This is a genomic window from Paenibacillus sp. OAE614, from assembly GCF_040546645.1.
Taxonomy (GTDB): domain Bacteria; phylum Bacillota; class Bacilli; order Paenibacillales; family Paenibacillaceae; genus Paenibacillus_AQ; species Paenibacillus_AQ favisporus.
The window spans coordinates 76,420-90,458 of the sequence record NZ_JBEPOD010000001.1 but is presented as its reverse complement, the minus strand read 5'-3'; the positions used below and the strand labels follow the sequence as shown (position 1 = coordinate 90,458).

Below are 14,039 nucleotides of genomic sequence, written 5' to 3'. Positions count from 1 at the left end.
CCCGCTTAGCGCTTGCTCTCATTATAGGCAGGAGGATCGAGAAACCGCATGGCCCTTTTTACACAAAAACACACTCCAAATGTTGGTATAAAACAGGTCTATGGTCTTAAATACGCCTGGTCCCTGGAAATCAGGGAACATTAAGGAAATACCTGCACGGAACCAAAAGAACAAGGCCGGCCCTGTGTTGAGCCAGCGTTGTTCATCCCATGTTTTCACCAGACGAAACTTTACACGATTATTCCTCTACTGAATTCTCAAGATCCTCCCCGCTATCCGTCCCGCCTTGATCCGGAAGGTCAGTTCCGATTGGAGCAGCGGCGCGGACGACCTGGACCGAGGCCATCGTCCGGCCTCCCTTATATTGGGCAGAGATCTGGGTCAAGCCCGGCTTATGACCGATCAGATTTCCTTCCCCGTCCACTTCGGCAACGTCCGGATGACTGCTGCTGAATTGAACCTGCTTGGTAATATCCGATCTCGTCTGTGTCGAATAGTCATACAAAAAAACCTTGATATCCAGCGTCGAACCTTCCGAAAGCGAGTATTGGGACGAATCCAGCTCGAGATAGCCGTTCAGGGGATCATACTCGCCCGTATCTTCCGGCAGTACTGTCACGTTCAATCTTGCTGTATAACCCTCGTAAGATGCTTCCACATAGGTGTCTCCCGGCTCCTTTCCCGTGATTCGGCCTAATGCGTCGACTTCGGCAATCGCAGCGTCCCCCGAAACGTAGACTGCGGCGTTGGACAAATCGCTTCGGGTTCCGTCATCATATACCGCTTGCAGCACCGTGGAGACGCTTGAACCTGTTTTCAGTTTCTTTTCCTTTTCCAAAAATGCGATGCCTGTTAGTGTTCGCTCAACAGGCGGCTGGTCCGCCGGCGGCGTGAGCTTCATCAGCTGAAATTTCGCGCTGTCTCCCCGCTGAACGGTTCCAGGGAAAATATAACCTCCATCCGGAGTTCCCGATGCGGTACCGACCCTGTAGATCGGAGGCCCCTTGAACAATTCCCTGCTGATCAGCCCTCCGCTCCGATCGACGCTTAACACGCTGTATTGATGCTTCCACTCTGAGCTCCAGTCCAAGTATGTAACATGTTCACCCAGCAACGCGTAGCCCTCTTCCGTCTGGACCAGACGATTGAAATTCTGCGAATTGGCACCATCCGGGTATGTCTTTTCCCATTGCACCTGTCCGGTCAGATCCGTCTTGGTAAGTACCGGCACGCCATTGCCGTTAACGGATTTACGGCTCAAGATCATATAGCCTCCGTCCTCGGCCGGAATGACCGAGTAGGCTGTCCAGCCGCTGCGCGGCTCGACCGTTTGCTTCGACCACACCTCTTTGCCTTGATCATCGATCTTCATTACCAGCATCGCATCATGTTCTCTCGATTCATATTCCACCATACCTGCGTGGCCGACAGCGATGTAACCCCCGTCGCTCGCGGGAATCAGATCGGTTAAATAGTCGCTCCCCGAAAAACTGTACTGGTTGTACCACAGCGTATTCCCATTTTGATCGATCTTGGCGATATAAGCTCTGTCATAAGCAACCCAGTGGACGATCCCGCTTCCGGCGATCAAAAAGCTGCCGTCCTCCGTCTCGACAATGGCTTTCGGGTTTTGATCATACCCTTGTGCATCCATGACCTTCTGCCACACCACATTCCCCGATGCATCCAGCCTGATCAGGAACAGCTGCCGAATCGGCTCAAACTCTTCACCCGTGTTCCCTGCAATGAGATAACCCCCGTCCTTGGTCTCAATGGCCCGGTATGCCGTACTGGACCCCCAGTCATAATAAGCCAGCTTCTGCTCCCATTCCACCTGCCCTTCTCCATCCAGCTTTACCACATAGGCCTTTTGATACGAGTCATAGATATCGCCCAGGGCTAGATAGCCACCGTCTGATGTAGGGATGACTCCCTCTCCGCTGGACTGCCTTCCGTAATCCTTGGACCATTCAATCGCCGACCGCGTCGGTTCGGCAGCCGCAAGGCTGAATCCGGGCCACATCCCAACCATCACCAGCAATCCGGCAGTGCAAGCAGTCCACAATCGCCACAACGTTCTGTTCACAGCCTTACTCCTTTCCATCGTAAGCATGATTTGACGCAGGAATTTGTAAAATCCCTCCATCTATGTCATTATTCATCGAATTTCTCCAACTGGATATCCCACAAACTTCATAATTACCTGCTACGTTGGAACCGTTTTCCAATTTTAATTTTCACGCTTCGTCAGACCCATTGCTGAGACCATTTCTCCGAAAGGCTACGGGCGAACGCAAAAACAGCCACAATGCTTATGCACTGCGGCTGTTCACTGAAGCTGATCAAGAACACGGGAGCTTTTCAAAGGAACCGGCCTTCACAAGCTTTTCTCCCGAGGCTCCACATGGACGTGGACGTTCATAATATTATGAATTTTCTTCATCCGCTCTTCGATCTTGTCGCTGATGGCATGCCCTTCGATCAGGCTGAGGGTGGGGTCAACCACGATGACGACATCGACCAGGACATGATTGCCGTGAACCCTGGCCTTCACATCGTTGATGCCTTCAACGCCGGGGGTTTTGGCAATGGTGCCCCGCAAATCGCGGAGTTCCTCCTGATCGAACCCGTCAGTCAAGCGGTAGGTGGAATCGCGGAAAATATCCCAGGCCGTCTTGCAGATCAGCAGACCTACGGCAAATGCCGCCACCACATCCAGCCATGGCAGGCCGAACTGTGCCCCGACAATCCCGACCGCCGCCCCGATACTGACCAGCGCGTCGGACAGATTGTCTTTGGCGGCCGCCATCAAGGCCTGGCTCTTAATCTCCTTGGCCAGCTTTCTATTATATAAATAGACGAACAGCATGCATACAGCGCAGACAGCCGCCACGCCGGCTGACCATAAATCCGGCGAGGCTTCTTTGCCCATAAACAGGGATTTGGCCGCCTCCACCAGCACCTGAATACCGACCATGCCCATAATAAACGAAGCGATCAGCGATGCTACCGTCTCTGCACGGAAATGACCGTACGGGTGGTCTGAGTCCGGCGGTTTCTGCGATATCCGCAGGCCGATCAGCACGGCGGCCGACGCCACGATATCGGTCAGATTGTTAAACCCGTCTGCAAGCAGGGCGCTGGACGCAAAGAAGTAGCCGCCGACCAGCTTGCCCGCGGAGAGGATCAAATACGCCGCAATGCTGATCCAGGCGCCGCGTTCCCCTTTTCGGATATCTTCATAGATATGATCCAAGTTCGTTGGCCCCTTTCACCGTTTCATGCCCAAAGGCACTTTTTTATCCTAGCAAACGAAAGTCGTGTGGGTCTAGAGAAACATAGTTGCTTATGTTCAAGAGGTTTTGTCTCTCCCATCTCTTGTGGGGAGCCGCAAAAACAGCTAGAATAAGGACACAACCCCAAAGGGAGGAACCCTACCCATGACGGATAATCAGGACGCCAAAAAGGTCAATTTGGCCGACGCCATCCGCGCGAAGCTGGAGCAGAAGAAGCAGCAGAACAAGGGCGGTAAGCCCGGCGGCTTCCAAAGCAATGCCCCGCACGCGATGAAGAGCCAAAACACGAAAAAGCCCAACAATCAGCGCCGCCGCACCGGCGGGTCCTAAACAAGCCACAGGCTTTACGGACAACACAGAAAAGCTGCCACCCCCGCTTAAGGGAATGGCAGCTTTTTTTCATGGCTTGAAGCGTTAAACTTCCTGCGGATACATCTGCTCGCGCAGGGCCTTGATTTCATCGTTTTCCAGATACTCGTCGTATGTCATGACTTTGTCAATGATGCCGTTCGGCGTAATTTCGATGATCCGGTTGGCGATCGTCTGAATGAACTGATGGTCATGCGACGTGAACAGGATCGTGCCGTCGAAGTCGATCAGCCCGTTGTTCAGCGCGGTGATGGACTCGAGGTCCAAGTGGTTCGTCGGCTCGTCGAGGAGCAGCACGTTCGCGCCGTTCAGCATCATCTTGGCCAGCATACAGCGCACCTTCTCTCCCCCGGAGAGAACGCTCGCCTTCTTCAGCGCTTCTTCCCCGGAGAACAGCATCCGGCCCAGGAAGCCGCGCAGGAACGTCTCGTCCTGATCCTTGGAGAATTGGCGAAGCCATTCCACCAGGTTCAGGTCCACCCCGTCAAAATATTCGGAGTTGTCTTTCGGGAAGTACGCCTGTGTCGTTGTAACGCCCCAGGAGAACTCGCCCGCGTCCGGCTCCGCCTTGCCCATCAGCACCTCGAACAGCATCGACTTCGGCAGTCCATTCGGGCCGACAAAAGCGATCTTATCGCCTTTGTTCACGACGAAGCTCAGCTCATCCAGCACCTTCTCGCCTTCAACGGTCTTCGTGATACGGTCTACCGTCAGCAATTGCTTGCCTGCTTCACGCTCCGGCTTGAAATGGAGGAACGGATATTTCCGGTTGGAAGGGCGGATATCGTCCAGCGTAATTTTATCCAGCTGCTTCTTCCGGGAAGTCGCCTGCTTGGATTTGGAAGCATTCGCGGAGAACCGCTGAATAAATGCCTGCAGCTCCTTGATCTTCTCTTCCTTCTTCTTGTTGGACTCGCGCTGGAGCTCCAGCGCCAATTTACTGGATTCGTACCAGAAGTCATAGTTACCCACGTACAGCTGGATTTTGCCGAAGTCGATATCCGCGATATGCGTACATACCTTGTTCAGGAAGTGACGGTCGTGGGATACGACGATGACAGTGCCTTCGTAGTCCATCAGGAAGTTCTCGAGCCACTGAATCGATTCGAGGTCCAAGTGGTTGGTAGGCTCGTCGAGCAGCAGATTGTTCGGACGGCCGAACAGCGCCTGCGCCAGCAGGACGCGGACCTTCTCATTGCCGGAGAGCTCCACCATCTTCTTGTCGTGCAGCTCGCGCGGAATGCCAAGGCCGATCAGGAGCGCAGCCGCGTCAGGCTCGGCGTCCCATCCGTTCAGTTCGGCGAATTCGCCTTCAAGCTCACCCGCACGAAGTCCGTCTTCCTCGGAAAAGTCCGCTTTCGCATACAGCGCATCCTTTTCCTTCATAATGGTATACAGACGGCTGTGACCCATGATGACGGTTTCCAAAACCGGATACTCGTCGTATTCAAAATGGTTCTGCTTTAGCACCGCAAGGCGTTCGCCCGGTGTCATGTGAACCTCGCCCTGGTTCGGCTCGATTTCGCCGGAGAGGATCTTGAGGAACGTCGACTTGCCGGCTCCGTTGGCGCCGATCAAACCGTAGCAGTTGCCTGGCGTAAATTTTATATTTACATCTTCAAAAAGTGCGCGTTTTCCGTAACGGAGTGTCACGCCGCTTGTACTGATCATGAAGTATTACCATTCCTTTCGCTAGTAGGCTTCAGCACATTATAGCATAAATCAACGTGCGTTCGAAGCCCATTTCATAATAGAAGGAACAAAGTATAGCCCGCGGATTCGGCCGAGCCCGGGTATTCCTTCCCCTACCCGGACGTTTGTCCTATCATTGCCTATCTCTATCAATATAATCGTTTTTATCTATTTCTATTCCCGCTCGCGCTAAGAGATATCAAAAGGACCCCAACATGGAAGGATGGGGGATCATTGTCCAAACCGCTCGAATTCACCATGGTGTAAGGGAAGGGTCCATGCAAAAACACCGGAAAGAAGCCGCCCGGCGGCCTTTCCGGTGTTTCTTATGGATCTATCGACGTATCCGATTCCTGTTCGGTATCCGGACTACCTCCGCTCCGGATGGATCGTCAGCGTCTCCCCGTAATGCATCACTTTAATCCGCTCCTCACTCAGACCGAGTCGGACCCGCTCTGCCTCCATCCGGTCCAGCGCCTCCCGGGCCGTATCGTCGGCCAGGCGGAACGTGCCGTAATGCATCGGGATCATCATATCGGCCCCCACATCCAGAAAAGCCTGCAGCGCCTCTTCGGGATTGACGTGCTGCGACGTCATAAACCACTCGGGCTCATACGCCCCGATCGGCATCAGCGCTACATGCAGGTTGAAGCGCCGGCCAATCTCTTTGAAGCCGGCAAAATACCCGCTGTCCCCCGCAAAATAGACGTTGGGCGGCAGCATCCTGGTGCCGTCTTCCGCTCCGGCGTTACCGGCTTCCCCTGTCTCATGCGGCTCCAGCACAAAGCCGCCCCAGTGCGAGGTGTTGGTGTCAAACGGCGTGCGGCGAGTCCAGTGCTGCGTCGGGACGAAGCTGATCTTCACCTGGCCGATGACTACATGCTCCCACCACTTCAGCTCCCGGCAATTGTGGAACCCTTTGCGGACCATCTTCGCGCGGAGGCCGACCGGAACGATCAGCGTCGTGCCCGCCCGGTACAGCTTCCGGATGGAAGCCATGTGCATATGGTCATAGTGGGAGTGCGATATGAGAATGATGTCCACCGGCGGCACATCATCGATCAGGAGACCGGGCGCGCCAAGGCGCCGCTCAAAGCCCATTCTTTTGGCCCAGACCGGGTCCGTCATAATGTTGAGGCCCTCATACTGGATGAAAAAAGTGGAGTGGCCGATCCAGGTAATCGACGTATCCTGCCGGTTGCCGTGCAGATACTCCAGATCCGGCGGCATATTCGGGATTTGGAAGCTGTAGTCTTTTTTCTTCTGCCGCCGCTCCTGGCGCCACTGTCTGAACTGCTTCAACGTTTTATCCGTACTGACATTATCCATGTTATTGTAACGGATCTTCGGCAAGAGTCCCCCTCCTTCCCGGGTGTAATCGCTGTTTATTCCATTTTACCCGATCCGAAACCCTGTGTACCACTAGCGCTGACGCTCGAATGCATCCCTCTATCCCAAGCTCGCTTGCCGCTAAGTCTATGAATTATTCGTCATGAAGGTCGGAGTAATGAATGACGTACAGCGCCAAAAGCATCATCGTCACGACGACAATCAGCATCGGCGCGAAATAAATGGTGAATATCACGCGGCAGTACAGCTCCTTCTATGCAGCTTGGTAACCTCTTAGTCATTGTCGTCCTTCCATCCGTTTTCTATCCGCGGCAAAAGGTTTATGTTTGGGGGCAAAGTGAGGTAAACTGTAGTTGTAGATAGATGGATTCATCTATATAGGAATGAGTTGTATCATTTTTTTCAATAGTAAAAGGTATTGAAGAAGAAGGAGGTCTTTATCTGTGAAGATCAAATTTATCGAGCCAACGCCGAGCCCGAACTCTATGAAGCTGCACCTGGATGAGAGTCTGGAGCCCGGTATCCGCAAAACATATACGCTTGACAATGAACGCTCCGCCCCGGCTTGGATCCGGGAGATGCTGCATATCCAGGGGGTCAAGAGCGTGTTCCATACCCTTGACTTTGTCGCCTTGGAACGCCAGGGCAGCGCGGACTGGTCCGCCATCCTTGGCGAAGTGCAGGAGCGGTTCGGTCAGGAGGGCCTGACAAGCCAATTCACGGAAGAAGACGCGGAAGCCGGCAGCCACTACGGCGAGGCGGAAGTGTTCGTGCAGTTTTTCCGGGGCATCCCGATGCAGATCCGCGTGAAATCGGGCACTCAAGAGGTTCGCCGGGCGCTGTCCGACCGCTTTACGAAAGCCGTAATGGAAGTCACCGCGGCGACGATGATCAAGGAGCGCAAACTGAAGGATTACGGCGTCCGCTATGGGGAGCTGGAGGATATCGCCGGTGAGGTCGAGCAAGAGCTTGAAGCGGCGTTCCCCGAGGATCGGCTGAAGCAGGTCATCGAGCAGGCGATCGCCCATGGTGCCAGCGAGAGCGAGTTTGAAGAGGAGCGGCGCGAGCTGAGCGACGCCGAGCTCGCCGAGGCGATGCAGAGCGCCGACTGGAAGGTTCGCTATGCCGCCCTGGACGGCATGCAGCCGACCGAGGAGCGGCTGCCGATCATCCGTCAGGCGCTGCATGACGAGAAGATGCAGACCCGCCGCCTGGCGGTCGTCTACCTCGGCGATCTGCGCACGCCGGAAGCGATGGAGCTGTTGTACGAGGCGCTGAAGGACAGCTCGCCGACCGTCCGCCGGACGGCGGGCGACACGCTGTCTGACATCGGCGACCCGGCGGCCACGCCGGCGATGCAGGCGATGCTGAAGGACAGCAGCAAGATCGTCCGCTGGCGCGCCGCCCGCTTCCTGTACGAAGTGGGGACGGAAGAAGCGCGAGATGCCCTAGAGGAAGCGGTGAACGATCCCGAGTTCGAAGTAAGTCTTCAGGCGCGGATGGCCTTGGAACGCATCGAATCCGGCGAGCAGGCCGCAGGCACCGTATGGCAGCAGATGGCCAAGCGGAGCCGCTCCTGAAGGCTGCAGGGAACGGCTCTTCCGGAGTTCCAGCTTTAACCATTGCCTTTTCCCGGCGTAATACGTTACTATGTTACGTGTTCAATACATCAATACAAGGAAATATGTAAAAGATAACCTCATCCGTCCAAGGTGAGGTAGAGGTTGCGGAAGCGATGAGTAGCTGTTCCGAGGCGTAAGAGCCGCCGGTGACGGACAGTGAAGGGCGCCTTCCGCCGAAGTGTGCGAACTCGCTCTACGGTTGGCATGCTGGGTCTGTTCTCCGAAAGGGACAGAACTGTCGCGGTGTTCCTTCCTCCTGCAGGAAGATGAAGACGCCGTGATGAGCTATCTTTCATGGAAGCACGGGTGCGGAAGCCATAGCGTCATTTATCGGGACCGCGGGTACTTCATACCTGGGGTCCCTTTTGGTTGTTCCCCTTCCACTCCATGAAGTCATATTCATATTTGAAGGGATGATTTCTTTTTATGCGTTTAAAAACACCGGCAACGGCACTCAAACAGAGCCTGAAATCCCGGCACATGACGATGATCGCCCTCGGCGGCTCTATCGGCACCGGGCTCTTTCTGGCAAGCGGCAGCGCCATCTCCTCCTCCGGACCGGGCGGAGCGATTCTGGCCTATGCCGCCGTCGGCCTCATGGTTTATTTTCTGATGACAAGCCTGGGGGAAATGGCTACCTACATGCCGGATTCCGGCTCATTCAGCACCTACGGCACCCGCTTCGTCAGCCCGGCCTTCGGATTTGCCGTCGGCTGGAACTTCTGGTACAACTGGGCGATCACGATCGCGGCCGAGCTGTCCGCGGCGACGGTCATTATCAAATATTGGTTTCCGGACTCTCCCTCCTTTTTGTGGAGTCTGCTGTTTCTAGCCATCATGTTTGCCCTGAATATTTTATCGGCCAAGGGCTACGGCGAATCCGAATACTGGTTTGCCATTATTAAAATCGCGGTCGTCATTATTTTCCTGATTGTCGGCATTCTGATGATCTTCGGGATCATGGGGGGCAAGCCAGTCGGCTTCGAGAACTTCAACCTGGGAGGCAGCTCCTTCCATGGCGGATTCTTTGCTTTCGTCGGCGTCTTTATGGCGGCGGGCTTTTCATTCCAAGGGACCGAGCTGATCGGGGTGGCCGCAGGGGAGAGCGAAAATCCTCGCCAAAACGTGCCGCGCGCCATCAAGCAGGTATTTTGGCGGATCCTGATCTTCTACATTTTGGCGATCATCGTCATCGGCTTCCTGATTCCTTATACGAATCCGAACCTGCTGAAAACCGATCTGAACAATATCGGCGTCAGCCCGTTCACGCTAGTATTCCAAAAGGCGGGTCTGGCTTTTGCAGCGTCCGTCATGAACGCGGTCATTCTGAGCTCCGTGCTGTCGGCGGGCAACTCCGGCATGTACGCCTCCACCCGCGTGCTGTATGCCATGGCCAAGGACGGCCTGGCACCCAAATTTTTGAGCCGGCTGAACAGCCGCGGCGTTCCCGTGTACGCGCTCTTGATCACCACGGCGATCGGTATGCTGGCGTTTCTGGCCTCCCTGTTCGGCGACGGGGTCGTGTACAACTGGCTGCTGAACGCCTCCGGCATGTGCGGCTTTATTAACTGGCTCGGCATCGCCGTCTGCCATTACCGTTTCCGGCGGGCTTTCCTCGCCCAGGGACATTCTCTGGACGAGCTGCCCTACCGGGCGCGCTGGTTCCCGTTCGGACCGATCTTTGCCTTTATCCTGTGCATCATCGCGATCCTGGGGCAGAACACCGGAGCGTTTACCGGCAGCAAAATCGACTGGTACGGCATTCTCGTGACGTATGTCAGCATTCCGCTGTTCCTGGCCGTATGGTTCGGCTACAAGTGGAAAAAGAAAACCAAGCTGACCCCGCTGGAGCAGTGCGACCTGACCAGCCACGACCCGCGGTGATATAAAAAGGAGACTCACAGATGAACATGTGAGTCTCCTTTTTTATGTGCTGATGGCTTTCGAGGCAATGACGTTAGTGGAGGTCGGCAGAAGCGCTAAGTAAGAATCAGGCTATTTTGGGGACCATTACTGGGGTAAAACTTCAATACTCTCATCCATCGACAGATCAGGATCTATGTAAAAAAGTAGATCTTGCCGCCCTTCCTAATCGAAGAGGTGGGTTCTTTAATGTTTCCGTCAATACTGATCTTCACAGATTGGTATTCATCTTTGTAATCACTTACGGATCCGCCCCATACGGGTATTACTTTACCGGTGTAATCTTTATATATAGGTTGGAAACTTTTTAATAAAGAAATATTAGGCGAGCTCTTAGAAATCGAAACATCTTTCGAATAATAATACTTCGACCACAGTTTCCCGTTCCTTTGCAAGGTCATTATTCCAGCAGGTTCCCCTTTATCCGTTATAAAATAATGACGAAAACTAAAACTATCCGCAGATATGGCCACATTGTTTTTTGTGATTCCAGCACGCAAAAGAATCCCGGAGGGAATATTTTCCGAGTAAAAGATCCCAAGTAAAAACACGATTCCCATGATAACAATACCTGTTATTATGGTGAATTTTATTCTCTGCCTAGTCATAATTCACCAAATCCTTTAAAAGTCAAAGTGCAAACCATTTTGGATCATTCATGATTGAATTCCAAATACCAGATGGCCAAAAAAACCCCTCATGCCAAGCTCCTGGGCTTAGCAGTGAGGGGGATTTCTGCTGCTCCGACGGCCTTTTGCCCGCCAATACACGCTTTGCCTATTTCCAAGTGACGTAAATTCTCAAATCCTCCGTCTCATCCAGCGGGCTTTGCGTGTATGAGATCGAGCTCACCCCAAGCCGGTACAAATCCTGCAGGGCGCCGAGCAGCTGCTCCTTGTTCCCGTGGAACCGGAAGAGCAGCGAGTTCCCTCCCGCGGCGACTACCGATTTGGCCTTGGCGCTGAGCTGGGCGGATGTCGATACGATCTGCGCCGGATCATACAGCTGGTACTCAAGCTGTTCCTGCAGCTTCTGGTAAAACGCCAGATGGCTTCCCCCCTGCCGGATCAGGCCGGACAGCGTGTCGCGATACAAGGTCATGGCAGCAGGATAGGTTTTGGTCCATGCATGGTCCTTCCTCATCTGCGCGTCCGTGCGCAGGTAATAGCCCGTACCGACCTCGCCGGCCTTGTCCGGAGCGGGATCATCCCAGGTCGTGTCCAAGTGGTACCATTTGCCGTCAAGAAGCACCAGATTCCAGGCATGCAGCTGACTCACGCCCGTATCCCTCGGAGCGGCGGTGCCTTCCACAATTTTATTCGGAATTCCGGCTTCCTTCAGCATCTTGTACGTCAGCAGCGAATACCCCTGGCAGACCGTGCTGCCCGAGCTGAGTCCATCATAAGCGGTGTATTTCTGAAGGGTCATATCGTATTTCAAATGGAGTATCACCCAGTCATGGATCGCCTTGATCTTCTCATGATCGTTCATGCCGGGCCGGATCAGGCTGCCGAGTACAGCCTTCACCCGCTGGTCGACGTAAGCCGTCTGCGCGGCCGTTTCCCGGTAGCGGAGCTGCACGCTCACTGTTGCCGATTTCGAGCTGCCGCTGTAGGAGTAGCCATAGCTTTCGATCGTGTAATTGATGTAGGGATCGCTCTCCAGCGCCTGTTCGAGGGCGCTCTTTAGCTGGCTCTTGAGGGCTGACGTCTTGCCCTGGTACACAAACTGAATCTTCTCCAGGCGCTGATTCATGGCGGCCAGCAGCTTCGCCTGAATCCCGTCCACGGTCGTGACCACATTCGCCGGAGAGGTTGCGGCCGCATATACCCTTTGCCAATCAATGCTCGGGGAAACGGCGGCGGCAACCACCGTTCCAAAGAGCAGCACCGAGACGAGCGAGAAGCGCTTTACAATCATATGGCCCCCTCCCTTCCTGACCATCATGCCGGTCCACACCTTTACCGCTTTGCTTCTGTCATCCCATGGCCGAACGAGCCCACCCGTACATGAAAATGGCCCTTCCAAATGACTCTATTCCAGCTATGGGCAAGTTATGACACAACCTCTTGTATGCTGCTTTGTGAACGGCCATCTGTGGCGGCTTGTGACCGGCTAACGAACGATTCCATGCAGCACACCTGCTGCCTCCTGCTGGCTTAAAGCACCTCTTGCCGCTCCATTACTTGTCCGTTTCTGTTCGGGCAGCCGCCTGCACAAATGCCGCAGCCCGTTCCCGGACGGCCTCGACATTTCCCGACTCCAGCTCCGCCTTCGGCAGCAGCGAGCTGCCGATCCCGACCGCGCACGCCCCTGCTTCGAAATAATCGGCAATATTGCCGATCGTCACCCCGCCTGTAGCCATCAGGGGTATATGATTCAGCGGCGCACGGATCTCTTTCAAATAGCCAATTCCGAGGCTGCCCATCGGGAACAGCTTCACTGCGCTGGCACCGGCCTCGTAAGCGGCCACAATCTCTGTCGGCGTCATGGCGCCAGGCCATACGTCGATGCCCTGCTCCAAAGCAAAGGAGATGACGGCTTGATCGACATTGGGCGAGATCAGAAACTGCGCTCCAGCCTGAACCGCCTCCTTGGCCATGGCCAGGTTCAATACAGTTCCGGCGCCTACATAGGCTCGTCCGTCGTATGCCGAGCGCCAGCCTTCTATCATGTGCAGGGCCCCATCGGTATTCAGCGTAACTTCCATGAGCCGGACGCCTCCGGCAATCAGTCCCTCACCTGCCGTCCTGGCCTGATCCCGGGTGATCCCCCGGACGATCGCAACCATTCTGGCGGACAGCAGTTCTTGCAGTACCTGTGATGTATGCATGCGTTTCATTCCTTCCGAATCTATTTTTCTAAGTATATTCGGACTTTACAGGCGTTTTCCTTCCTGGACATGTCAATTCGGCAGGATCTCTCATGCTTCCGTTTTTTTCGTCCTTGGCACAGGATTTGACGAAAAATCGACGTATTTTTCCACCGAATCTACGGAAATGCAGGGCGGGTTTCGTATATAATAGGAATGTTGTATAGAAATGATTGTTTGTGGACGTTGGTAATCCCGATGATTTTACCTTAGGAATGGAGAGATTGTCCGTGACTTACGTGGATATTTCCAATATATCGGTCGAGGTATTCGTGACCGTGCTGCTGTTTCTGCTGATTATCGCCCCGCTGTTCAGCCTGGCCATTCTGCGTTTTTTTCAGGGCCGTCCCAAGGCCGGATTCACGCTCATCGCTACGGGCATTATCATTTACTTCGTGCTGCAGCTGGTCGGGAAGCTGTTCTTTTGACAGCGTTTTTAAATGTAAACAAGCCTAGGGATACCCCCGAGCGGCCCGGATCGCGGCCCGGTTTTGGCGGTCATCCCTTATTTTGTTGCGCCTACGAAAAAAAAGGCCGTCCCGGCGGAAGCATCTCTGCTACCGGGACGGCCTCTAATTTAGCGGTTATAGAATGAACAGAAAATTATTGTTGATTCAAAAACTTCTCAAACTGGGTTGTGTTCATGCCCAGCACGCGGTTCTCGCCAATGACGGTCAAAGGAACGGCGCGAACGCCCATGTCCCAGACCTGCTGTGCATACTCATCGTTTTGCTCGATGTTGCGTTCTTCGAATTCGACGCCTTTGTCGGCCAGGTATCCTTTCACCTGACGGCAGTGCGGGCAGTTGGTGCTGGTATATACAATCACTTTTTCCATCGCTTAGGTCACCTCATATCGTGAAAATGTCGTGTATGTCAACAGGCTCTTGCGCCGGCCTGGTCGGTCCACTTCATG

At 54.3% G+C, this 14,039-nt stretch carries 12 protein-coding genes and 1 riboswitch; of the genes, 4 read left to right on the top strand and 8 right to left on the bottom strand.

The window, feature by feature from the left end:
- Positions 1-238: 238 nt before the first annotated feature.
- Positions 239-2,086, bottom strand: coding sequence for an Ig-like domain-containing protein (locus ABIE48_RS00420; RefSeq protein WP_192717512.1), 1,848 nt, complete (start codon positions 2,084-2,086; stop codon positions 239-241).
- Between the two features lie 291 nt (positions 2,087-2,377).
- Positions 2,378-3,256 carry a cation diffusion facilitator family transporter gene (locus tag ABIE48_RS00415; protein ID WP_192717511.1) on the bottom strand — a complete coding sequence of 293 codons (879 nt, stop codon included), beginning with the start codon at positions 3,254-3,256 and terminating at the stop codon, positions 2,378-2,380.
- A gap of 184 nt (positions 3,257-3,440) precedes the next feature.
- On the opposite strand from ABIE48_RS00415, the gene ABIE48_RS00410 reads away from it, so the two are divergent.
- Positions 3,441-3,626: a hypothetical protein gene (locus ABIE48_RS00410; protein ID WP_076176128.1), complete on the top strand. Its 186-nt coding sequence runs from the start codon at positions 3,441-3,443 to the stop codon at positions 3,624-3,626.
- A gap of 84 nt (positions 3,627-3,710) precedes the next feature.
- Here the strand turns inward: ABIE48_RS00410 and ABIE48_RS00405 are convergent, their stop codons facing one another.
- Both ABIE48_RS00405 and ABIE48_RS00400 read right to left on the bottom strand, forming a co-directional pair.
- Positions 3,711-5,336: an ABC-F family ATP-binding cassette domain-containing protein gene (locus ABIE48_RS00405; RefSeq protein WP_145029826.1), complete on the bottom strand. Its 1,626-nt coding sequence runs from the start codon at positions 5,334-5,336 to the stop codon at positions 3,711-3,713.
- A gap of 390 nt (positions 5,337-5,726) precedes the next feature.
- Positions 5,727-6,710: an MBL fold metallo-hydrolase gene (locus tag ABIE48_RS00400; RefSeq protein WP_076176132.1), complete on the bottom strand. Its 984-nt coding sequence runs from the start codon at positions 6,708-6,710 to the stop codon at positions 5,727-5,729.
- A gap of 440 nt (positions 6,711-7,150) precedes the next feature.
- Between ABIE48_RS00400 and ABIE48_RS00395 the strand changes: the two genes are divergently transcribed.
- Positions 7,151-8,287: a virulence factor gene (locus tag ABIE48_RS00395; protein WP_192717510.1), complete on the top strand. Its 1,137-nt coding sequence runs from the start codon at positions 7,151-7,153 to the stop codon at positions 8,285-8,287.
- A gap of 130 nt (positions 8,288-8,417) precedes the next feature.
- A riboswitch (Lysine riboswitch) is annotated at positions 8,418-8,625 on the top strand.
- A gap of 130 nt (positions 8,626-8,755) precedes the next feature.
- Positions 8,756-10,213: an amino acid permease gene (locus ABIE48_RS00390; RefSeq protein ID WP_145029824.1), complete on the top strand. Its 1,458-nt coding sequence runs from the start codon at positions 8,756-8,758 to the stop codon at positions 10,211-10,213.
- Between the two features lie 173 nt (positions 10,214-10,386).
- Here ABIE48_RS00390 and ABIE48_RS00385 read toward each other — a convergent pair whose 3' ends face one another.
- The 3 genes from ABIE48_RS00385 to ABIE48_RS00375 form a co-directional block, all read right to left on the bottom strand.
- Positions 10,387-10,860: a hypothetical protein gene (locus ABIE48_RS00385; RefSeq protein WP_354518094.1), complete on the bottom strand. Its 474-nt coding sequence runs from the start codon at positions 10,858-10,860 to the stop codon at positions 10,387-10,389.
- Between the two features lie 169 nt (positions 10,861-11,029).
- Positions 11,030-12,172 (bottom strand): transglutaminase domain-containing protein, encoded by a 1,143-nt coding sequence (locus ABIE48_RS00380; protein WP_192717508.1) that lies wholly within the window; start codon positions 12,170-12,172, stop codon positions 11,030-11,032.
- A 262-nt stretch (positions 12,173-12,434) separates the two neighbouring features.
- Complete coding sequence (locus ABIE48_RS00375) at positions 12,435-13,085, bottom strand: bifunctional 4-hydroxy-2-oxoglutarate aldolase/2-dehydro-3-deoxy-phosphogluconate aldolase (RefSeq protein WP_397342849.1); 651 nt, start codon at positions 13,083-13,085, stop codon at positions 12,435-12,437.
- A 269-nt stretch (positions 13,086-13,354) separates the two neighbouring features.
- Here ABIE48_RS00375 and ABIE48_RS00370 point away from each other — a divergent pair, with 269 nt between their 5' ends.
- Entirely contained in the window at positions 13,355-13,552 is a 198-nt protein-coding gene (locus ABIE48_RS00370; protein WP_076176143.1) for a hypothetical protein, read from the top strand.
- Between the two features lie 175 nt (positions 13,553-13,727).
- Here ABIE48_RS00370 and ABIE48_RS00365 read toward each other — a convergent pair whose 3' ends face one another.
- The gene (locus ABIE48_RS00365; protein WP_076176146.1) at positions 13,728-13,961 is read right to left on the bottom strand and encodes a glutaredoxin family protein; all 234 of its coding nucleotides are present in this window, start codon (positions 13,959-13,961) and stop codon (positions 13,728-13,730) included.
- Positions 13,962-14,039 lie beyond the last annotated feature (78 nt).

What these genes read in the sequence shown, in the direction of transcription:
- ABIE48_RS00410 (WP_076176128.1), top strand. Translation starts at nt 3,441, where the DNA reads ATGACGGATAATCAGGACGCCAAAAAGGTCAATTTGGCCGACGCCATC.
- ABIE48_RS00405 (WP_145029826.1), bottom strand. Translation starts at nt 5,336, where the DNA reads ATGATCAGTACAAGCGGCGTGACACTCCGTTACGGAAAACGCGCACTT.
- ABIE48_RS00390 (WP_145029824.1), top strand. Translation starts at nt 8,756, where the DNA reads ATGCGTTTAAAAACACCGGCAACGGCACTCAAACAGAGCCTGAAATCC.
- ABIE48_RS00385 (WP_354518094.1), bottom strand. Translation starts at nt 10,860, where the DNA reads ATGACTAGGCAGAGAATAAAATTCACCATAATAACAGGTATTGTTATC.
- ABIE48_RS00380 (WP_192717508.1), bottom strand. Translation starts at nt 12,172, where the DNA reads ATGATTGTAAAGCGCTTCTCGCTCGTCTCGGTGCTGCTCTTTGGAACG.
- ABIE48_RS00375 (WP_397342849.1), bottom strand. Translation starts at nt 13,085, where the DNA reads ATGCATACATCACAGGTACTGCAAGAACTGCTGTCCGCCAGAATGGTT.
- ABIE48_RS00365 (WP_076176146.1), bottom strand. Translation starts at nt 13,961, where the DNA reads ATGGAAAAAGTGATTGTATATACCAGCACCAACTGCCCGCACTGCCGT.